Consider the following 20,568-nt stretch of genomic DNA (forward strand, 5'->3'; position numbering starts at 1 on the left):
GCCGCGTGCGGACGGCAAGCGCTCATTCGTCGCCGGGCCGCACGCGCGACGCATCGAGCGCGAGACCGCTGCTCACGGCCTGGATGCGCGACGTGACGTTGAGCTTTTCGAAGATGTTCTTCAGATGCCACTTGATCGTCTCGGGCGCGACGCGCAGTGCGCGGGCGATCTCCTTGTTCGACAGCCCGCGCGCGACGTAATCGAGGATTTCGGCTTCACGCGCACTCAGGCTGCCAGCCGCGCCGGGGCGGCCGGCCGGTGTCGCGCTCGCGGCACGCTGCGCGTCGAACGCGCGCAACAGTTCGCGCGGGTACCACGCGGCGAGCGCCGGAAAGCGGTCGATCTGCTTCTGCACGCGCGCAAGCAGGCGCTCCACCGCCGGACCTTCGTCGACGAAGGTGCGCACGAGCCCGTTGCCCTGGCCGTATTCGAGCGCCCGCGCGAGCATCGCGAGCGCCGTATCCTCGTCGCCCGCCTGATCGCAGGCGACCGCGCGCAGCACCGCGGCCTGCGCCGCGAGCCAGTCGAATCCGCGTGCGGCGAGCACGTCGTGTACCGTCGCCATGACCTGCACGGCTTCGTCCGCGCGCGCGTCGGCGAGCAGCAGCCGCGCATGCGCGGATCGCGCCATCTGCCACGTCTCGACGTGGCTCGACGTCTCGTCCGGCGGCGCCGCCGGCACCATCGACGCGAGCGCGCGCGCCACGCGATGCGCGTGCGTCGGCTTCCCCGAGATCAGGTGCAGCCGCACGCCGGTCGCCATGCAGCCGACGCGCAGCCGCAGCCATTGCCGCGTGCATGCGACGTGATCGGCGTCGTCGAGGAGTTCATGCGCGCGCGCGTCGTTCCCCGACTGGAACTGCAGCAGCGCGGCGGTCTGCACGAACCGCAGCAACGGCCCGAGCGAGCACGCCTGCATCGCGATATCGAAGCGGTCGGCCTGCGCGTCGCGCACTCTCTGCCAGTCGTTCCACTCGTAGTAGATCGCCGACAGGTAGCCGGCCGACAGCGCCGTGGCCGCCGACAGGCGCCCCGCCGCCCGCTCCGCGGCACGCAGCGCGGCTTCGAACGTCTTCGACGCGTCGTGCAGGCGGCCCGCGACGAATTCCGCGAGACCGGACATGTTCTGGCGGTACACGTTCGCGAACAGCGGCTCGTGGCCGGACGCCGCGCGCTCGGCGCGGGCGCGGAGATGCAGCGCATCGTCGAGGCGCCCCGCGTAGCCGAGCCCGAAACTGAGCGTCGTCTGCCCGATCTGCTCGATCCACGAGCCGGCCGGCGGCCCGGCCGCCAGCACGCGTTCGCCGAGGTGCAACGCGTCGGTGCTGTGGTCCGACAGCGCGGTAACGAGCGAGCGGACGGCCAGCAGTTCGGTCGACGTGACGGCATCCGTGTCGAGCCGCCCCGCGGCGACGTCGCTTTCCAGCGCCTCGAGCGCACGGCGCGCGTCGATCATCTGCATCGACAACGCGAGGGCCCATGCGTGCGCGATCCGCAGCCGCAGGCGGCCGGCCAGCGCCTGCGCGGGCAGGCGCGACACCCAGTCGAGCACGGTGCGCACGTCGCTCGCTGCGATGAGCTTCATCGCACATGCTTCGACCCAGCCGGCAGCCGCGTCGAAATCACCGGCCGCGAGCGCGTGCCGGACGGCATCCGGCCACTGCCGCTCGGCCGCATGCCATTCGCTCGCGCGGCGATGCAGCCCGGCGACCGCGCCGGGTTCCCGCAGCGCGAGTTCCTCGCGCAAATACTGCAAAAACAGCGCGTGATAGCGATAACGCCGGCGATCGCCGTCGATCGACCGGATGAAGAGATTGCGCGCGCTCAGCCATTCGAGGCAGTCGAGCGCATCGTCGCGGCCGGTGAGCGCATCGCACAGCGCCGGGGTCATCCGGTCCAGCACGGCCGTATGCAGCAGAAAATGCCGGATCGCGTCCGGCACCTGCGTCATCACGTTCTCGTTGAGGTAAGTCGCGATGCCCGCGCGTGCGTGGCTGACCTGTTCGGCCACGCGCGCCGCGTCGCTGTCGTCGTGCAGCGCCAGCGCCGCCAGCTGCAGCCCCGACACCCAGCCCTCGGTGGCCGCGCGCAGGCGTTCGACGTTTTCCGCGTTGAGCGGCTTGCCGGCGATCCGCTCGAAGAACGCGCGCGTCTCCGCATCGTCGAAGCGCAGGTCGTTTTCGTCGATGCGCACGAGCTGATCGCGCGATTCGAAGTAGCTGAGCGGCAGCGCCGGAATCGATCTGCACGCGAGCACGACGTGCAGGTTCGACGGGGCATAGCGCAGCAGCTCGAACATCGCGTCGTGGATGACCGGCGACGACAGCCGATCGAAATCGTCGAGCATCAGGAACAGTTCGACGCCCGAATTCTCCAGCTCGTTGAGCAGTTCGTCGAACACGGTCTTCAGCGGAATCAGCGCGCGGTCGCGCAGCAGCCGCTGCGCGCGCACGCCGACGCCGCCGGTCGCATCGACGATCGCCGCGACCACGTACGACGAGAAGATCGACGCGTTGTCGTCGTCCCGATCGAGGCTCACCCATGCGACCTTCGCGTCCGATGCGACGAGCGCGCTGCGCCATTCCGCGAGCAGCGTCGTCTTGCCGTAGCCGGCCGGCGCGCAGACGAGCGTCAGCCGCCGGTCGAGCGCGCGCTGGAGCCGCCCGAGCCGCGCGATGCGCGACACGATCCCGCGGGCCGACGCCGGCGCGAGCTTGGTGCGCACGAGCACTTCGATCGTGTCGGCATCCGCGTGCGCGGCCGGTTGACTGCTGTTCCTCGGCGTCATGCTGTTCCCGTTCTCCTCGCGCTGTGCGCATGTCCGTCGTCCCGGAAAGCGGCGCCCGCGGCGCGGCCGAATGCCCGGCCAACGTGTGCCGCGCCCCGAAACAGCATAGCGATTCGCCCCCGCCCGTCAAAAGTAGGTGATGTCCGGACCGCTGCGCGCTTGCGGCGCCGCGTCACGATCCACGGTAAAGGACCCGCATTGTTCTCGAACGAATGCCGGTGTTCAGCCCCCCATTCGGGGGGCTACCTCGCGCGGAGAAGTCGCTTCATCCTGACTGCACCGCCCCGCGGGCGGCCCGCGCCGCGCGCCGCCGCTGTCGCAGTCCTTTCTCTTCGGGAGTTGCCATGAACCGTCGCGACGTCGCCGCCGCGTTTTTCGACCGGTATCGCCGGCATGACATCGACGGCATGCTCGCGCTGTTCGCGCCGGATGCCACGCTCGACTACGTGCCGATCGCCGTGACCGGCCCGGCGGCCGTGCACGGCAAGGCCGTCTGGAGGGCGCTGCTGGACGCGTTTCCGGACCTGCGCAACGAGGTCGACGCGATCCATGCGGACGACGCCGGCCGTCATGCCACGGCCGAGGTCACGATCGGCGGCACGCAGGTGCGGGAATTCGCCGGCATCCAGAACCGCGGGCGCGCGTTCTCGCTCCGGCATGCGTTCGTGTTCGAGTTCGACGCCGACGGCCGCATCACGCGGCTCGCCGCCTACTGGGACAACGTGCGGCTGTTCGAGGATCTCGGCAAGACGACGCTCGGATGAGGTCCTTCGGATGGCGCCCGTCGGCATGGTGCGCGGCGGATGGCCCGACGGGGCCACCGGCACGGCCGCGCGCCCGGGTGCGGCCGGCCCGCGGCCGGCGCGCCGCCGCTCACTGCGGTTGGTAGCGCTCGCGCAGTGCGCGCTTGTTGATCTTGCCGACGCTGGTCTTCTCGATCGAGTCGACGATCAGCAGGCGTTCCGGCACCGCATAGCGCGAGATCAACCCGCGATCGGCCACCTGTTTCACATGCGCCTGCAGCTCCGCCGGTTCCACGCGGCCGACATGCTCGTCGGCCAGCACGACGAGCGCGAGCGGCCGCTCGCCCCAGCGCGCGTCCTTCACGCCGATCACCGCCGATTCCCGCACGGCCGGATGGCGCGACAGGATGTCCTCGAGCTCGAGCGACGACACCCATTCGCCGCCCGTCTTGATCACGTCCTTGATCCGGTCGGTGATCTGCAGCCGGCCGTCGGGATCGATGACGCCGATGTCGTTCGTATGCAGGTAGCCGCCCGCCCACAACGCTTCCGACGCCTGCGCGTCGCCGAGATAGCCTTGCGTCGCCCACGGCATCCGCACGACGACCTCGCCGGCCGATCGCCCGTCGTGCGGCACGTCGCGAAACTGCGCGTCGACGATGCGCAGGTCGACGAGCGGCAGCGGCAACCCGGCCTTCGTCCGGCGCGCGATATCGTCGCCCGGTGCGTCGGCGGCCGCGCGCGGCGGATCGATCTGCGCGATCGTCATCAGCGGGCACGTTTCCGACATGCCGTATCCGGTGTAGACCTCGATGCCGCGCGCGAGCGCCGCCCGTGCCAGTCCTTCCGGCAACGGCGAGCCGCCGACGATCACTTTCCACGAAGACAGGTCCGCGTCGGCGGACGCCGGGCTGTCGAGAATCATCGCGAGCAGCGTCGGCACGCAGTGCGAATACGTCACCGCTTCGCGCGCGATCAGCGCGAGCAAACCGTCCGGCGAGTAGCGCCCCGGATAGACCTGCTTGAGGCCGAGTGCGGTCGCGATATACGGCATGCCCCACGCATGCACGTGGAACATCGGCGTGATCGGCATGTAGACGTCGTCGCGATGCACGCGCCCGCGATCGCGCGCGCTCGACAACGCGGCCATGCCTGCCAGCGTGTGCAGCACGAGCTGGCGATGCGTGAACGCGACGGCCTTGGGCAGCCCGGTGGTGCCCGTCGTATAGAACGTCGTCGCACGGGTCTGCTCGTCGAAATCGGGAAACGCGAAATCGGGCGAGCCGGCCGCGACGAGCCGCTCGTATTCGTCGGCGAAGCCGTCGGGCAGGTCGACGTCGTCGCCGTCGGCGATCAGCACGAAGTGCGTCGCCGCGGTCAACCGGTCACGCATGCCGGCCAGCAGCGGCAGGAAATCGCGGTGCACCAGCACGACGCGCGCGCCCGAATGGTTCAGCGTGTACAGCAACTGATCGGGAGACAGCCGCACGTTGGCCGTCATCAGCACCGCGCCCATCATCGGAATCGCGTGGTAGCACTCGAGGTAGCGGTGGCTGTCCCAGTCCATCACGGCCACGACGTCGCCGGCGCCGACACCGAGCGCCGCGAGCCCGCTCGCGAGCTGGCCGATGCGGTGCCGGAACGTCCAGTAGTCGTGCCGTGCCCGGTCGGCGTACACGATCTCCTGCTCGGGCCGGGTCGCGAGCGGCGCATGCAGCAGTTGCTTGATCAGCAGCGGATACGCATGCGCGGCCGGGGCCGCCGCATCGTCCGCGCTCAGGTATGACGAATTCATGAATGCCTCCATAAGCGACCTGGCCGGTCGTCGCGATTGCGGCCACGATACCGGACGGGTCGCGTTTCGCGCCCCCCCTGTTCAGGGGGAGGGGCGCCGGCGGAACGGCCCGTCATTCGATCCTCCATACGAACATCGCAGCGGCCGCGACGCGCGCCCCACCTGTTCGGGGGGGCGATCGCCGCCACGCCGTGTTGTAGGATTCATCGCAGCGCGCATCCTCGTCGTCGGGCCCGCCTCCGCCCGACGACACATGAACAGAACGCCGGCGCGGCCGGTTCCATCATGCGCATCGAAACCGCCCACCGGCGAATCCATGCCGCCACCCCGAACCCGTCCCCGAACAAGGAGCAGCCATGACTTCCGACACGACGCAGATGGACCGAACGCCCACCCCCGATCCCGCCGAGAACAACGCGTTCTTTCCGTCGCCGTATTCGCTGTCGCAATACACGTCGTCGAAGACCGATTTCGACGGCGCGGACTACCCGAATCCCTACACCGGCGGCAAGTGGAAGGTCCTGATGATCGCGACCGACGAGCGCTACGTGCTGATGACGAACGGCAAGATGTTCTCGACCGGCAATCATCCGGTCGAGATGCTGCTGCCGATGCATCACATGGACAAGGCCGGTTTCGAAATCGATGTCGCGACGCTCTCCGGCAATCCGGCGAAGCTCGAGCTGTGGGCGATGCCGAAGGACGACGAAGCCGTACAAAGCACGTACCGGAAATACCTGCAGAAGCTCAAGACGCCGCTGAAGCTGTCCGACGTGCTCGACAACAACCTCGGCGCCGATTCGCCGTACATCGCCGTGTTCATTCCCGGCGGCCACGGCGTGCTCGCCGGCATTCCGCACAGCAAGGACGTCAAACGAACGCTCAAGTGGGCGCTCGACAACGATCGGCACATCGTCACGCTGTGCCACGGCCCCGCGTGTCTGTTGGCCGCGGCGATCGACGAAGCGCCGCAGGACTACCCGTTCAAGGACTACGAGATCTGCGTGTTTCCCGACGCGCTCGACACCGGTCCGAACCTCGACATCGGCTACATGCCGGGCCCGCTGCCGTGGCTCGTCGCCGATCGTCTGGAGAAGCTTGGCGCGAACGTGCTGAACAAGGACATGACCGGGCGCTGCCATCAGGACCGCAAGTTGATCACCGGGGACAGCCCGCTCGCGTCCAACGGTGTCGGCAAGCTCGCCGCCGCCGCGTTGCTGAAGGAAGTGGGGAACTGACGTCGCGCGCGCCGCGCGCCGGGGCGGCGTTCCGCCCGGGCGCGCGGGTTGCCGCATGACGGCACGCGCCGCTTACTCGCGCGTCCACCCGTTCTGGTAAAGCTCGCCGGCCAGCACGCCGAGTCGCGACGCGAGAATGTAGTTCTCGCCATCCTCGATCAGTGCCGAACGCACGTCGCGGAACAGCTTCTCGATCGGAAACTCGCGCGTGGTGCCGTTGCCGCCGAACAGCTGAAACGCCTCGTGCGTGACCTTCATCGCTTCCTCGGTCACGCTGACCTTGGCCTGCGCGGTCGCGTACGGATGGCTCTGCGGCGACATCCGCGAGAACGCGAGGCTGCGCCGCGCGATCGCGCGCGCCATCTCCAGCCGTCGCAGCATCTCGCCGATGCGCAGGTGCGTCATCTGGTGATCCATCAGCAGCGCGCCGCCCTGCTTGCGTTCGTGGCAATACGCGAGCGCGAGTTCGAACGCCGCGCGCGCGACACCGACGAATACCTGGCACATGTGCGTGCCCGCGTACGACCACGTCGACGCGAGATTGCCGAGATAGTCGTCCTTCAGCGCGATCGCGAAGCGCTTCGGCACCTTCACGTTGTCGAAATAGATCTCGCCCTGCGGCAGCGAGCGCTGGCCGATCTTGTCGAGCGGCTTGCCGCGCGACACGCCCGGCAGATCGAGCGGCAGGATCATCGCGATGCCGTTGGTGAACCGGCTGCGCTCGCCTTCGCCGTAGAACCCGTCGCCGTAGTCGGCCGCCATGTAGGCGAGCGCGACCTGCGCGACCGAACCGTTCGAGATCCACGCAGAGCTCTGGCCGTTGATCACGATCTCGTCGGCGCCCACCTTCGCGGTCACGTTGCCGACCGGCTGCCGGCCGTTCGCGCCGAGCTCCTGCCGATACAGGATCGCCGCATCGGAGCCGCGATCGGGCTGCGTGTTCATCCAGCAGCCGACCTTGCCCGCGCACATCTCGACCAGCTCCGGATTGCCGACCGAATGCGCCATCATCAGCGGCATCGTCGCGGCGCCGATCGACACGGCCAGCCCCGAGTCTCCCCAGCCGAGCTCCTCGCCGATCAGCGACTCGATGCGCACCGCGGTCTCCGGCGGAAACTGCGCGATGAGCTGCGGATCGAGCCCGAGTTTCGCGCTCTCGACGATCGCGGCCCAGTACGGCGAGCCGGGTGCGATCACGTCCTCCGCCGTCATCCGGTCGAGCTCGCGCCCGATCGGCCGCAGCACGTCGCGCGCAAAACGGTGAACCGTGTGCTGGATTGCGCGTTCTTCTTCGCTCAGCGGCGTCTCGAAGCCGGTCAGGCCGACGAGCGGCAGCGCCGCGGACTTGCTCAGACGAATCATTTCCGTTCTCCTCCTGGACTCCAGTCATGTCGACCGGGCTGCAGACGCGCCCGGCCATCCCATATCTAGTAATACATACCTAACATAGGTCATCATGACAAACACGGAAAGTAAAAAAAAGACAGGGTATTCCCCTGTCTCTGTCTGCATGGCCGCCGCGGGCGCGCGTGGTTACTTGCCGGCCGTTGCCGCGAGCGTGCCGTATGCGATCGCGCGCGACGTCGCGGCGAAATACGCATCGAGCGCCTGTGTGTGCCGCCCGATGGTGCCGTACTGCATCGCGAGGCCATCGGCCAGCGCGATCAGCATCGTGGCCGCATGCCGACTGTCGGCCGCGCTGAAGGCGGGCGTGATCGCGCGCACCAGCTGCGCGAGATCGCGCGTGAGCGCCGTATACCATTCTTCGCACAGCTTCATGCATTCGGCGTCGGTGGCCGCGAACGACAGGAAATGCCGGAACAATGCGTTGTACTTCGCATCCTTCGCATCGGCGATCGAGCGCACGATGATTTCTTCGAACACGTCGCGCGGCGATGCGTCGCTGCTCAGCGCGCGCTTCATGTCTTCCAGATACGTATCGATGACCGGCTCGATGACGGCCCGCAGCACGGCGATGCGCGTCGGGAAGTAGTACTGCAGATTGCTGACGCTGATTCCGGCGGCCGCGGCGACCGCACGCTGCGAGAATTCCAGCGGACCGCCTTCGAGCAGCAGCTTGCGCGCGACGCGAATGATCGTGTTGCGCGTGCGCAGGCCTTGCGCCCGCAAACCGTCGGGATTGCTCGCTGCTGCGGTGGCAGTCGAAGTGCGCCGCTTTCTCGTGCGGCGCTGCTCGTTGGACACTGTCATCGTGTTCGTCGTGAAGATGGCGTTTCGGCTTCGTCGAATTGATGCTCCGTACCTTACGGAGCGCAAACGACTATACCCGATGCGCGCGTCATTTTCCATCGAGCCGCCCGTTCGCCGGGCGGTCCGGCCGAATGCGCGTTACCGCGTCGCGACGAGCGTGCGCGGCTACATCGCGCGCACCTTGCGATTCACGCGTTCGTCGAGCACGTTCGCGATGCCGAGCATCGCGGTCATCGCGCACCATCGCAGCGGCTCGGGCGGCACCGAAGGCGTGTTGTGCGTCAACGCGTCGAGCAGCGGCGATTGTCCGTCGTGAATGCGCTCGGCCAGCACGCGCCCGATCAGCGACTGCGTGCCGACGCCGTGCCCCGAGCAGCCGGCCGTGTAGAACACGTTGCGGTGCGCGCCGGCCGCGCCGACCACCGGCAGCGCGTCGCCGGCGAACGAGATGTAGCCGCTCCAGCATGCGCGCACCGGCACGTTGCCCAGTTGCGGAAAGCGTGCATGCAGCGTTTTCGCGAGTGCGCGATACGCGTCGTCGTCCCGCACGTTCGGCGTTTGCGAGCCGTACACGTAGTGCAGCCGCTTGGTCGTCAGCAGCAGCGTGTTGCGCGCGGTGAGCCGATGGCTCTCCATCGTCAGGTGCGACGTCACGATGCCTTCGCGGTTCGGCCAGCCCAGCGCATCGAGCTGCGCATCGGACAGCGGCTCGGTTTCGAGCGCGGACACGCGCAACGGCATCACCTTGTCGCCGAGCAGGCCGAGTTGCGGCGTGTATGCATTGGTCGCGAGCACGGCCATCGGTGCGCTCGCGCTGCCGCGCGCGGTACGCACGCGTACGGTCGGGCCATCGTCGAAGCCGAGTACCGCGGTGTTCTCGTACAGCTTCACGCCGGCGGCCAGCGCCGCGCGCCGCAGCCCCGCGACGTACTTGCCGGGATCGAGTGTGCCTCCGCCCGGCACGTATGCGCCGAACAGGAACGCGGGCGGAATGCCGCGTGCGCGCATCGCCGCACCGTCGAGAAACTGCGCAGGCGAGCCGAGTTCGATGCCGGTTTCCATGCTTTCGCGCAGCCGCTTCTCCTGCGACGGATGCACGCCCGCGCGGATGATGCCGGACGCGCGGTAGTCGCAATCGATCGCGTGTTCGGCGAGCTTGCGCTCGACATAGGCGACGCCTTCGTCGTAAAAGCCGACGATCCGCTTCGCCTGCTCATGGCCGACGCGCTTGACGAACAGTTCGTATTCGAGCCCCTGGCCGCCGGCGAGATAGCCGGCGTTGCGTCCGCTCGCGCCGAACCCGGCGAACTCGCGTTCGAGCACGGCGACGCTCGCGCCGCGCGCGGCCAGCTCCAGCGCGGTCGACAGCCCGGCGAAGCCGGCGCCGACGACGATCACGTCCGCGTGCACGTCGCCTTCGAGCGACGGCTGCGCGTGCTCCGGCGCGTCGAGCCAGCCGCCGATCGCGCGATACTTCTGCAGCGCGGCGTCCGCGCGGACTTCGTCTCCCCATCGCGCGAACGGGCCCGCCGAATCCGTCCCGGGCGTGTGCATCGCCGCCGCCGCGCCGACACCGCCCGCCGCGCGCGCTGCCGCCTGTCGCTCCACCGGCGCAGTCTGCCCGGCCGTGATCGCGCCGTATGCGTCGCTCATGTCCGCCTCCGTCAGTCCTTGCTGAGAATGTGAATCGCCAGCGCCGCCTCCTCGATGCCCTGCAGGCCGCCGCCGTTTTCCTGAATCGCATGGCGCGCGCCGTGTACCTGGCGCGCCCCGGCCTCGCCGCGCAACTGCGTGACGAGTTCATAAAGCTGGCCGATGCCGGTCGCGCCGAGCGGATGGCCCTTCGATTCAAGCCCGCCCGACGTGTTGACCGGAATCCGCCCGCCGAGCGTGAACTCGCCGCGCTCGGCCGCCGGGCCGCCTTCACCGAACGGCACGAAGCCGAGGTTCTCGGCCTGGATGATCTCGCCCATCGCCGACGCGTCGTGCACTTCGGCAACGTCCATGTCCTCCGGACCGACGCCCGCCTGCTCGTATGCCTGCATCGCCGCGAGCCGGCCGATGTTCTTGTGCGGCTCGTCGATGCGCCGGCGCGTGAAGCTGCGGATCACGCTCGCGGCGATCCGGATGCAGCGGCTGCGATCGGCGCCGATGCGCGCGAGCCCTTCGTCGGTGCACAGAATCGCCGCGGCCGCGCCGTCCGACAGCGGCGCGCACATCGGCAGCGTGATCGGATACGTGATCGGCGGCGCCGCGAGCACGTCGTCGATGGTGAACGATTGGCGGAACTGCGAGTACGGGTTGTGCACCGAGTGCGCGTGGTTCTTCGCGGACACGGCCGCGATCTGCCGCTGCGTCGTGCCGTACGTGTGCATGTGATGCCGGCACAGCGCCGCGTAGATCTTCATGAAGCGGCTATACGGCCGCTCGGACTCCGATCCGGGCGGCGGCTCGATCCCTTCGCCGAGCCGCGCGAGCGTCGCGAAGTTCTCGGCGACGCGCGCGACGTCCCAGCCGGCCTCGAACAGCGCGAACGATTTCGCCTTGTCCGCGACGTTCATCTTCTCCGCGCCGAGCGCGAGCGCCACGTCGCACGCGCCGGCCTGCAGCTCGCGCACCGCGAGATGCACGGCCGTGCTGCCGGACGCACACGCGTTCTCGACGTTGAACATCGGAATGCCGTCGAGGCCGATCTTGCTGAACACGACCTGGCCGGGAATCGACAGCTGGCCCTGCAACGCGCCGTTGGTGATGCCGGAGTAGAACGCGGCGCGGATCGCGTCCGCATGGCAGCCGGCGTCGCGCAACGCGCGCTGCAGCGCCTCGCGTGCGAGGTCGTCGACGCTGCGGTCGAGGTGCTTGCCGAACACGGTCATCGCAATGCCGGCGATGTAGATGTTGCTCATCGTCTGGAATCCCTGTCGATGCGGATCAAATCCTGCGTTGCTGGCCCTGCCAGTACTGTTCGCGCAGGTCCTTCTTCAGCACCTTGCCGGCCGTGCTGCGCGGCAGGGCGGCGATGAAGTCCACGCTCTTCGGCGCCTTCACCGAACCGAGCTGCGCCTTGCACAGCGCGATGAGCTCGTCGGCACTCACGCGCTGACCCGCATTGAGCTCGACGACGGCCTTCACGGCCTCGCCCCATTTTTCGTCGGGCACGCCGATCACCGCGCAGTCCTGCACCGCCGGATGCGACCAGATCACCTGCTCGACTTCGCTCGGATAGACGTTGAAGCCGCCGCTGATGATCATGTCTTTCTTGCGGTCGGTGATGTGCAGATAGCCTTCCCGATCGAGATGGCCGATGTCGCCGGTGTGCAGCCAGCCGTCGACGATCGTCTCGGCCGTCTTGTCCGGCGCACGGTAGTAGCCCTTCATCACCAGATCGCCGCGCACGCAGATCTCGCCGGTCTCGCCCTGCTTCAGCACGTCGCCGCGCTCGCCGACGATTTCGACGCGCACGAGCGGATTCGGGCGGCCGACCGACGCGAGCCGTTCGTCCGGCGCCAGCTTTCCGTCGACGAAATGCTCGGCCGGCGTCAGATACGAGATCGACGCGGGCGCTTCGGTCTGGCCGTAGCCGCCCGTCATCACCGGACCGAATACGTCGATCGCACGCTTGAGCTTCTCGACCGACATCGGCGCGGCGCCGTACAGGAAGTAGCGCAGCGACGAGAAGTCGACCTTCTCGATGCCGGGGATGTCGAGGAGCCGGTAGATCACCGTCGGCGGCAGGAAGAACTCGGTCACGCGGTGCTTGACGATCGCGCCGAGCAGCAGCGCGGGATCGGGCTTCGGCAGCACGACCACCGTGCCGCCGCGCGCGGTGCACGGCAGCGACATCATGCCGGCGGTGTGCGTCATCGGCGCCGCGGCGAGGTTGACCGGGCGCTCGGCGCCGTACGACATCGCGATCATGAAGTTCGCGAAATACGTCTGGAACGAGCGGTGCGTGTTCATCACGCCCTTCGGCAGGCCGGTCGTGCCGCCGGTGGCCGACAGCGTGACGACGTCGTCCATCGCGTAGTCGACGGCCGGCCGCGTGGCCGGCTGCCCGGCGCTCCATGTCGCGAGCGAAGGCGCCCACGGCAGGTCGGCATCGATGCACACCCACAGCCGCACCTTCGGCAGGCTCGGGCGCAGCGCGTCGATAGCATCCGCGAACGCGTGATGAAAGAACAGCACCTCGCAGTCGAACGCATCGAGTACGTACCGGTTCTCGGCCACTGCGTTGCGGCCGTTCACCGGGATATACGCGAGCCCCGCACGCCACATGCCGAGCGCGCAGCTCCAGCCGGTCACGTCGTTGTCCGCCCACACCGCCGCCTTCGCCTCCTTCGAGAAGCCGGCGGCGAGCAGCCCGTTCGCGATGCGGCACGACAACTCGCCGATTTCCTGGAACGTGTAGCTGCGGTCGTCCTGGATGTACGCGATGCCGTCGGGATTGATGCGCCACCCGCGGTCGTAGAAATCGATAATGGCCATGTCACGTGTTCCGTTGAATAGGGTCCGGCACCGCGGCCGCCGTCACAGTTGCGTGACCGTCGCGCGCGCGAGCCCGCGCTGCTCGAGGAAGCCGAGCAGGTAACGATGGCCGAACGCCTTGGAGCCCGACGCGAAGCCCGTGCGCGCGACGTCGCCGTCGAGCAGCTTGAGCACGCCGGCCGTATGGATCGCCCCCGTCGAGATGTACGGCGTGATGCCGTGCACGGTCGCGCGCACCGACGCGAGCTGGCCGCGGCCGATCGCAAAGTCGACGCTGCGCTGGATCGTCGTGCGCTCGCGCGGCGGCATCGTCGGCGTGGTCGACGCGACCACCTGCTTCAGCACCTCGTCCTGCTGCTCGCGCGGCAGGTGCTTGTATTCGGCCTCCCACTTCTGGCCGAACTGATGCACCAGCTTCATCACGTTGTTGTCGTAGAAGCCCACGCACGAGATGCAGCTGCGCACGCGCGCGTCGCGCTCGAAGTAGACGGGCAGCGACGTGCCGCCCCACGGCAGGCAGAACACCGGCTGCATGAGCTCGGGCGTGGCGACGGTAAACGACGCGTCCGGCGCGTGCGGCACGAGCGCCTTCTCCCACAGGTAGCAGGACTCGTGGCGCGCGCCGTCGAAGATCGTCGCGGTCGAGCCGATGCTCACACCGGCCGCGCCGCGCGGGCCGCGCGTCAGCGTGGCCGTCTCCAGCGCGTCGACGCCCGGCGTCTCGAGCGCCAGTTCGGCGGCGATCTCGGCGAACGTGTACATGTACGCGTTCGACGACGACACGAGCAGGCCGGCCTGGCGATACAGCTCGCCGAACTCGTCGCGCACCTGGCGGATGTACGACTGTTCGCCCGTCGTATCGAGGTGATGGCAGCCGGCCTTCAGCGCGGCCTCCACACCGACGAGCCCGAAGCTCGAGAACGGCCCGACGGTGTTGCAGACCACCTTCGCGCCGCGGAACGCGTTCGCGAGCGCGTCGACGTCGTGCTCGGCCTCGATGATTTCGTATTGCGCGGATTCGAGGCGCACGACGCGCTGCGCCATCATCTCCTTCGCGCGGCCCGCGTTGCGGGCGACCGCGGTGAACGGGATGTTCTCGTCGATCAGCCAGTCCATGATCAACATGCCGGTGTAACCGCTTGCGCCATAAACGACGACGGGGTGCTTAGCCATGGTTGTCTCCTGAAACATGAGTTGTTGAAAACCGGTTCGGCCCGACGGCCGCTGCTGCCACTATTGCCGCTTCACATTCCGATCCGCATTCATAGAACACATTACCAATGTTAGGTCACTATGACAAAGTAAGGGACGAAGAAAAAGGCAGGGTATTCCCGGTCCCGACGTGCCGTCCGCATCATCGGGCCGCATGACTCGCAGTGCCCGCGGCACTCGCACCGCCGGCGCCGTCCGGCGACAGGCTCGCCAGGTAATGCGCGATGGCCCGCGTGTCGTCGCCGGACAGCGTCGCGGCCACGCCGTTCATCGCGCCGGTCGGATCGCGGCGCTGGCCCGACCGGAATGCGGCCAACTGCGCGTCGAGGTATTGCTGCCCCTGGCCCGCGACGCGCGGCATGCGATCCTTGCCCGTCAATGCCGCACCGTGGCACGCCTGGCAGCCTCGCGCGGCGACCAGCGCCATCCCGCGCTGCGCGAGCGCCTCGTCCGCCGGTACCGCCTCGTTGCGCTCGGGCGCCTGCCGCGCGAAATAGGCCGCCAGCGCGTCGATCTTCGCGTCGTCGAGTTCGCGCGCAAGCGGCCCCATGTATGCATTGCGGCGCGTGTCGCTCCCGAACGCACGCAACTGCGCGGCGATGTAGCCCGCGGGTTGTCCTGACAGCGACGGATACCACGCGTTGCGCGACTGCCCGTGCGCGCCGTGGCAGAACGCGCAGGTTTCCTGCGGCTGCGGCCACGCGCCGCCGTTGGCGTTGTCCGCGCCGCCGATCGCGGCCATCGCCTTCTGGTAGCGCATGCCGTCGATCAGGTCCGGGCCATACAGCGTGCCGGCCGTCGCGACGCCCGCGATCACGAGCGCGGTGCCGATCATCCAGGCTCGTTTCATTCACGCCTCCTTGCCGCGGGCGGCCAGCTTGCCGAGCGCCTGCAGGGCCGCGCGGTGCCCGGAGCGCACCGCACCATCCATCGCGCCCGGCCACAGGTCGGCCGTCTCGGTGCCCGACCAGATCAGCCGGCCGGCCTCCGGGCGCAGGAACTTGCCCCATTTCGTCCAGAAACCGGGCGGCAGCGGGTGGATGCACTGCAGCGTCCATGGATCGACGCGGCCCCAGTCGTAGTCGTGGAACTGGGTCGGATGCAGCGCCTTGTCGCCGAGTGCGCGCGCGAATACGGCCGACAGCGTCCGCTCGGCGGCCTTCGGCTCGGACGGCAGCGCACCCGGCGCGACGAATGCGGCGAGCACGCCGACCGAGCCGTCGGGCGGCGAGTTGTCGTACGCCATGAAGACCGGGCCACCGACCTCGAAGATCTGGCCGTTGTAGCCGTCGTCGCGCCAGAACGGCCGGTCGTACACGTGCACCGTCTTGCGCATCGGCGCGTTCGCGGGCCAGTTGCGCTGCAGCTGCGCGCGACCGGCCGGCAGCGGCGGATCGAACGCGATCTGCTCGCACAGCGCCGGATTCAGCGCAACGATCACGCGCCGCGCGCGGAACACGCCGCGATCGGTCTGCACGTCGACGACGTCGCGGTCCCAGCCGGAGATCCTGCGCACCGGGCACGACAGTCGAACCTTCGTGCCAAGCTCGTTCGCCATCCGCAGGCTCAATACCTGCGAACCGCCGACGAAGCGCGTTTCCTGCGCGCCGCCCTTGATCGACTCGAGCTTCGCGTAGTCGCAATCCGCGCTGTTGATAACCGACAGGTAGTGCAGCAGCCCGAGCTGCGCCGGTGCGCCGCCGAGCGACAGCTTCGCCGCCAAGCCGAGGAAGTAGCCGTCTTCGTACGTCACGCCCTGCCGCAGCAGCCAGTCGCCGTAGGTCAGCTTGTCGAGTTCGGCCGCGTGCTGCGCCGTCCACGGTTCGCGCGACGGCACGCCGAGCGCGAGCGCGCCGAGCTTCGCGCCGATCGCGCCGTCGCCGCCCGAGCCGCCGTGGAAATCCTGCGCGACGCGCGTATCGCCGGCGAGCACGACCGTCTTGCCTGCGTAGAACGTCGGGAACGTGTCGACGCCGAGTTCGCGCGCGAGATCGGCGATCGCCGTCTGGCCGGGGCCGATCCACTGTCCGCCTGCTTCGGACACGACACCATGCCCGAGATCGTGGTTGTACGTGCGCCCGCCGACGCGGTCGCGCGCCTCGACGACGACGAACGCGTCGCATCCGGCCCGCTTCAGGTCACGCGCGGCGGTGAGCCCCGCGAGCCCCGCGCCGATGATCACGACGTCGAGCACGCCGCTCGCGGCCGCGGCAGGTGTCGCACTTTCCGCGAACGTGACCTCGCCAGCCGCGAGCGATACGGCGCCTGCCGCGGCGGCACGCAGCATTCGGCGCCTGACTCGCGGATCGGGCCTGTGATTGCGATTCATGTCCAACACTCCATTCCTCGTTGCTGTTCCATTGGAAGATTCATGTCATCGCGCGGTCAGCACGCCGTCCTGCGAAAACAGGATCGGTGTGCCGCGTGCGTCGATCAGCGCGGCGGTGAGCGTCGCGCGATCCGCGCGCTGCGCGACGTCGATCGGGCCGCCGGCAACGCGCTGCGCGAAAGTCAGCCCGTCGAGCCCGACGCCGACCAGGCTGCCGCCGGTCGCGACGAGATCGGTGATCGAGCTGCGCGTGCCCGTGTTCAATGCGGCCCACGTCGCACCGCCGTCGCGGCTCTCGAACAGGCTGCCGAGCAGCCCGCCGACGACGAGCCGGCCATCGGGCATCGCGACACCCGACCACAACGTGCCCTTGCCGCCGGTCGGCAGATAGGACCAGTTCGCGCCGGCGTCGGTCGACTTGAGCACCATCCCCTGCTCCGACACGATGTAGAGCGCATGCGCGGCATCGGCGAACACGTGATACAGGTTGCGGTCGGCCTTGCCGCCACCGGGCGGCTTCGGCAGCGTCGTGCGTGTCCACGTGCGGCCGCCGTCATGGGTCTGCAGCATCAGCGACCACAGCCCGACGGCGATGCCGTCCCGCGCGCTCGTGAACAGCACGGAGAACAGCGCCTGGTCGACCGACGTATCGAGCCGTTGCGTGACCCACGTGTCGCCGCCGTCGTCGGTCGCGAGAATCGCGCCCCACTGGCCGACGGCCCAGCCATGCTTCGCGTCGGCGAACGACACGGCCGACAGCGTCGCCGACACCGGCACGCGCCGCGCCTGCCGCCACGTGTTGCCGTCGTCGTCGGACAGCAGCACGATGCCGTGTTCGCCGACCGCGACGATCCGCGAACCGGCGCGCGTCGCGTCGGTGAGCATCATGTGCGCCGGCGCGGCCCATGCATGGGCGGGCTTCGCGGCCCAGGCCGCGACCGTGCCGTCGTGCTGTTGCGTCGCGAAGGCCGCCGCGGCAGCGCAGAGGGCGGTGCAGGCAATGAGCGTCTTGATCATGGTGAGTCTCTGTCGTGGTGTGCGCGAGCGTCAGTGGTTGAACAGTTCCGACCAGCCCGCATTCGCCACGCCGAGCGCAACAATGGGGGGTTTGCCGGCGCCCTGGGCGGCCGCTGTCTGCGGCCCGGCGTTGGCGTCGTTCGACGATGGAGCGGCTCGCGGTTCGGCGACCGGTTCGGTGCCCGCGGCGTCACGCGCAGCGACGCGTTCGGCATCGGCCGCGAGCGCATGAGCCGGCACGGGCCGGCGCGCGGCCGGATCATGCAATCGCGCGAGCGCGACCGCCGCGATGCAAAGGGCGGCGCAGGCGGCGAGCGTCTTGACCATGGCTGAAATCTCCGTCGGAATGTTCGTGAGCGTCAGTGGCTGAACAGGCCCGGTGCGCGCGCGGGCTTGCGGCGCGGGAACCAGCGCTCCAGCAGCGACGCGAGCGCCGGCAGCGCGGTCATCGCCATCACGAGGTTCACGATGAACATGAACGCGAGCAGCTTGCCCATGTCGGCCTGGAACTTGAGCGCGGAGAAGCTCCACGTCGCGACGCCGATCGCCAGCGTGATCGCGGTGAAGATCGTAGCGACGCCCACTTCGAGCATCGCGTGCTGCACGGCCTTCACGATGTCCCGCCCGCCCGCGAGATGCACCTGCAGCCGGTTGTAGATGTAGAACGCGTAGTCGACGCCGATCCCGACGGCCAGCACCATGACCGGCAACGTTGCGACGGTCAGCCCGATCTGCAGCGCCTTCATGAACCAGTAGCCGATGAACGTCGCGACCGACAGCGGCACGCAGCACGCGAGCATCGCGCGCCAGTCGCGGTAGGCCAGGAACACGAGGATCAGGATCGCCGCGTACACGTAGAGCATCATCGGCAGTTCGCTCTTCTCGACTTCGTCGTTCGTCGCGGCCAGCACGCCCGCGTTACCGGCCGCGAGCCGCACCGTGATGCCCGGGAACGGATGCGACGCGCGGTATTGCTTCACGTCGTCGAGAATCCGGTTGATCGTCGTCGCCTTGTGGTCGGTCAGGAACAGGTGCACGGCCGTCATCCCGCAGTCGCGGCTCATGAAGCCCTTCACGCGCGACACGTCGACCGACACCGCGCCGTAGTTCTCCGCGGCGATCGGCACGACGTTCATCTTCGGGTAGTCCTCGTTGTAGCCCTGGTTGTACGTGCGCAGCATCGCCGAGTACGACTGCACCGACACCACGCCCGGCTCCGTGCGCATCGCGGCCGAGAAGTCGTCCTCGTACAGGCCGACCGCCGGGTTGTCGCACGCGTTGCCGGCCGATTCGATCGCGACCGTCAGCCAGTCGAGGCCCATGTCGTAGTGGCCGGCGATCGACGTCGCGTCGCGGTTGAAACGCGCGTCGGCCCGCAGCTCGGGCGCGCCCGGCTGCAATGTGCCGATCACGCGATCGCGGCTTTGCCATGCGGCGAGCGCGAAGATCGCGACCGTCAGCGCGACGGTCAGCCCCGCGTACCTGGGCTCGGCCACGCGCGCCAGCACGCGCAGCGGCTTCGCGCGCTGCTGTGCGCGCTTCAGCGAGTTGTCCGCATAGGTCTTCGTGAAATTGAAGCAGGAGGCCGCGACCGGCAACAGGATCAGGTTCGTGACGATCTTGTATGCGACGCCGAGCGACGCGGTGATCGCGAGTTCGCGCACCATCGGGATCGGAATCAGCAGCAGCGTGATGAACGACACGAACGCGGTGACGAGTGCGAGCACGCCCGGGATCAGCAACCCGTTGAAGCTGTGGCGCGCCGCGTCGAACGAATTTTGCCCATGCGCAATCTCGCGCACGATGAAGTTCACCTGCTGCACGCCGTGCGATACGCCGATCGCGAACACGAGGAACGGCACCAGCACCGCGAGCGGATCGAGGCCGAAGCCGAGCAGCTTCAGCGTGCCGAACTGCCACACGAGCGACGTCAGCGAGCAGGCGATCAGCAACACGGTGAAACGCACCGAATGGCAGTACCAGTACACCGCGAGCGTGGTCAGCAGCAGCGCGACTGCGCAGAAGCCGAGCACGGCCGTCGCGCCGTCGGCGATGTCGCCGATCTGCTTCGCGAAGCCGATGATCTCGATCTCGTAGCCGGCATCCTCGAACGGCTTGCGCACGTTCTGTTCGAGCAGATGGTTGAACGCGACGTAGTCGAGCATCTTGCCGGCGCTGTCGCGCTCGTTCAGTTCCGCCGTGATCATCGCGCTGTCTTCGTCGTGCGACACGAGCGTGCCGACGTAGCCGCCGAGCGTCGTCGCGCGGCGTACGCGGGCGACGATGTCGGGCGTCAGCTGGTCCGGCGTGATCGTGCCGGAAATGATCGGCTCCGCGCGAAAGCCTTCGTCGGTCACTTCGTTGACGAACGCGTTCGGCGTCCACAGCGAGCGCACGCCGATGCGGTCGACGTTCGGCAGATACGTGACGGCCTGCGTGACGTCGTACAGCCGCGTCAGCCCTTGCTTCGACCAGATCGACCCATGCCTGGCCCGCACGACCACAGTGATCCGGTTCGCGCCGAGCAGGTCGTTCCGATACTGCTGGAACGTGCGGATGTACTCGTGCCCGATCGGCATCTGCTTTTCGAAGCCGGCGTCCATGCGCAGCTGCACCGCGAACACGGCCATCGCGACGGTGAACGACGCGATCGCCGCGAGCACGATCGCGCGCTGACCGAAGAAGAGCCTTTCGAGGCGGCTGACCAGACGATTGAGCACGACATTACCCCTTGGTGATTGGCGGCGGCG

The 20,568-nt window shown here is 68.5% G+C and carries 15 protein-coding genes; 2 read left to right on the forward strand and 13 right to left on the reverse strand.

The annotated features are described in order from the left end of the window. Window positions 1-22: 22 nt before the first annotated feature. Window positions 23-2,788 (reverse strand): winged helix-turn-helix domain-containing protein, encoded by a 2,766-nt coding sequence (locus BSE24067_RS06650; RefSeq protein WP_151066152.1) that lies wholly within the window; start codon window positions 2,786-2,788, stop codon window positions 23-25. Between the two features lie 344 nt (window positions 2,789-3,132). Here BSE24067_RS06650 and BSE24067_RS06655 point away from each other — a divergent pair, with 344 nt between their 5' ends. Continuing rightward, complete coding sequence (locus tag BSE24067_RS06655; RefSeq protein ID WP_151066151.1) at window positions 3,133-3,552, forward strand: nuclear transport factor 2 family protein; 420 nt, start codon at window positions 3,133-3,135, stop codon at window positions 3,550-3,552. 109 nt (window positions 3,553-3,661) lie between these two features. Here BSE24067_RS06655 and BSE24067_RS06660 read toward each other — a convergent pair whose 3' ends face one another. Next, window positions 3,662-5,326, reverse strand: a complete 1,665-nt coding sequence (locus BSE24067_RS06660; protein ID WP_174904716.1) for a fatty acid--CoA ligase — start codon at window positions 5,324-5,326, stop codon at window positions 3,662-3,664. A 356-nt stretch (window positions 5,327-5,682) separates the two neighbouring features. Here BSE24067_RS06660 and hchA point away from each other — a divergent pair, with 356 nt between their 5' ends. Further along, window positions 5,683-6,564: a glyoxalase III HchA gene (gene hchA / locus BSE24067_RS06665; RefSeq protein WP_151063733.1), complete on the forward strand. Its 882-nt coding sequence runs from the start codon at window positions 5,683-5,685 to the stop codon at window positions 6,562-6,564. Between the two features lie 72 nt (window positions 6,565-6,636). Here the strand turns inward: hchA and BSE24067_RS06670 are convergent, their stop codons facing one another. The 11 genes from BSE24067_RS06670 to BSE24067_RS06720 form a co-directional block, all read right to left on the reverse strand. Further along, window positions 6,637-7,926 carry an acyl-CoA dehydrogenase family protein gene (locus BSE24067_RS06670; RefSeq protein ID WP_151063734.1) on the reverse strand — a complete coding sequence of 430 codons (1,290 nt, stop codon included), beginning with the start codon at window positions 7,924-7,926 and terminating at the stop codon, window positions 6,637-6,639. 171 nt (window positions 7,927-8,097) lie between these two features. Further along, a complete protein-coding gene (locus BSE24067_RS06675; RefSeq protein ID WP_174904717.1) occupies window positions 8,098-8,775 on the reverse strand; it encodes a TetR/AcrR family transcriptional regulator in 678 nt (225 codons plus the stop codon). A 165-nt stretch (window positions 8,776-8,940) separates the two neighbouring features. Further along, window positions 8,941-10,428: an NAD(P)/FAD-dependent oxidoreductase gene (locus tag BSE24067_RS06680; protein ID WP_151063736.1), complete on the reverse strand. Its 1,488-nt coding sequence runs from the start codon at window positions 10,426-10,428 to the stop codon at window positions 8,941-8,943. An 11-nt stretch (window positions 10,429-10,439) separates the two neighbouring features. Then, entirely contained in the window at window positions 10,440-11,681 is a 1,242-nt protein-coding gene (locus BSE24067_RS06685) for a thiolase family protein (RefSeq protein WP_151063737.1), read from the reverse strand. Window positions 11,682-11,706: 25 nt separating this feature from the next. After that, complete coding sequence (locus BSE24067_RS06690; protein ID WP_151063738.1) at window positions 11,707-13,260, reverse strand: AMP-binding protein; 1,554 nt, start codon at window positions 13,258-13,260, stop codon at window positions 11,707-11,709. A 42-nt stretch (window positions 13,261-13,302) separates the two neighbouring features. After that, complete coding sequence (locus BSE24067_RS06695; protein ID WP_151063739.1) at window positions 13,303-14,433, reverse strand: saccharopine dehydrogenase family protein; 1,131 nt, start codon at window positions 14,431-14,433, stop codon at window positions 13,303-13,305. A 181-nt stretch (window positions 14,434-14,614) separates the two neighbouring features. Then, the gene (locus BSE24067_RS06700; protein ID WP_151063740.1) at window positions 14,615-15,322 is read right to left on the reverse strand and encodes a c-type cytochrome; all 708 of its coding nucleotides are present in this window, start codon (window positions 15,320-15,322) and stop codon (window positions 14,615-14,617) included. Next, a complete protein-coding gene (locus BSE24067_RS06705) occupies window positions 15,323-16,801 on the reverse strand; it encodes a flavin monoamine oxidase family protein (protein ID WP_151063741.1) in 1,479 nt (492 codons plus the stop codon). Between the two features lie 45 nt (window positions 16,802-16,846). Next, window positions 16,847-17,818 carry a WD40/YVTN/BNR-like repeat-containing protein gene (locus tag BSE24067_RS06710; RefSeq protein ID WP_151063742.1) on the reverse strand — a complete coding sequence of 324 codons (972 nt, stop codon included), beginning with the start codon at window positions 17,816-17,818 and terminating at the stop codon, window positions 16,847-16,849. Between the two features lie 30 nt (window positions 17,819-17,848). Beyond that, on the reverse strand, window positions 17,849-18,145 hold the full coding sequence (locus BSE24067_RS06715; RefSeq protein WP_151063743.1) for a hypothetical protein: 297 nt from the start codon (window positions 18,143-18,145) through the stop codon (window positions 17,849-17,851). A gap of 32 nt (window positions 18,146-18,177) precedes the next feature. Further along, complete coding sequence (locus tag BSE24067_RS06720; protein ID WP_151063744.1) at window positions 18,178-20,538, reverse strand: efflux RND transporter permease subunit; 2,361 nt, start codon at window positions 20,536-20,538, stop codon at window positions 18,178-18,180. Window positions 20,539-20,568 lie beyond the last annotated feature (30 nt).

The sequence above is a fragment of the Burkholderia latens genome (genome assembly GCF_902499045.1).
GTDB lineage: Bacteria > Pseudomonadota > Gammaproteobacteria > Burkholderiales > Burkholderiaceae > Burkholderia > Burkholderia latens.